Origin of the sequence: Bifidobacterium sp. M0353 (assembly GCF_016100645.1) — a bacterium.
In the GTDB taxonomy this organism is placed as follows: Bacteria; Actinomycetota; Actinomycetes; order Actinomycetales; family Bifidobacteriaceae; genus Bombiscardovia; species Bombiscardovia choladohabitans.
In genome coordinates this window covers 1-753 of sequence record NZ_JACFSB010000008.1, presented here as the reverse complement: position 1 = coordinate 753, position 753 = coordinate 1, and the positions used below count along the sequence as shown (strand labels likewise).

Genomic DNA, 753 nt, shown 5'->3' with positions numbered 1-753 from the left:
CTCTTCCCTACGGACACATAGCCCGGGGGGATATTAATTTTTGCTTTTAATTTTATTACTCAACTCTGATATTAATTTAATGTCAGTTAGTGGTGGATTGTCTGTAGGTGTGCCATGTATTCCAGTGCCATAGTATTGTTCTTCGAACCTTGTTTTCCAATAGTGGCAATTCTTACAGCACGTTACCATGTTGTTTATGTCACGTATCTTGTTTGGGAAGCGCTCAACTGGTAGCACATGATCAACAACGTTTCCTTCTTTAATTACGCCACGAGCCTTGCAATATTGGCACAAATGGTAATCACGACTGAAAACCACCTTGCGATACGATTGCCATTCTTTACTATGGTAGAACTTGTTCTGATTAGCCTTAGTTGCATTACGGTAGCGTGAGATATGGTTATATTTCCAGCGTGATTGCTGAGACTGTTTGGTTATATATCTATGCTCAAACTTGGCTCGCTCTGCTCTGTACTCTGCCTCATGTGCTATATGTTGTTGGCAATAATGATTGGGCACAAATGCTGGAGCTCTGCAGCCACGCACTCTACACTTTCTAATTCTTGGCATTGCTCGTTACCGTTTTACCAGTTAAATCATCTTTAGAAAATGTTTCATCTATAAGTTTTTTCAAATCAGAAAAGCTATAAAACTTATTATCACTTCCTGAATAAAAGCATGGTTTATCTGAACCAAAAGTAATTTTCATCTCACACTTATTCGCTGAAGATTTTAGTCTTTTTTTATCAAGCA

2 protein-coding genes are annotated in these 753 nt (G+C 38.2%); both read right to left on the bottom strand.

Annotated elements, in window-relative coordinates; genetic code table 11:
- Positions 1 to 33 precede the first annotated feature (33 nt).
- Positions 34 to 570, bottom strand: coding sequence for an HNH endonuclease (locus tag H3V04_RS10565; RefSeq protein ID WP_373564728.1), 537 nt, complete (start codon positions 568 to 570; stop codon positions 34 to 36).
- Positions 557 to 753, bottom strand: a 197-nt coding sequence (locus H3V04_RS10210) for a hypothetical protein (protein ID WP_232342670.1), incomplete at its 5' end; no start/stop codon positions are given. The genes H3V04_RS10565 and H3V04_RS10210, both read right to left, overlap by 14 nt.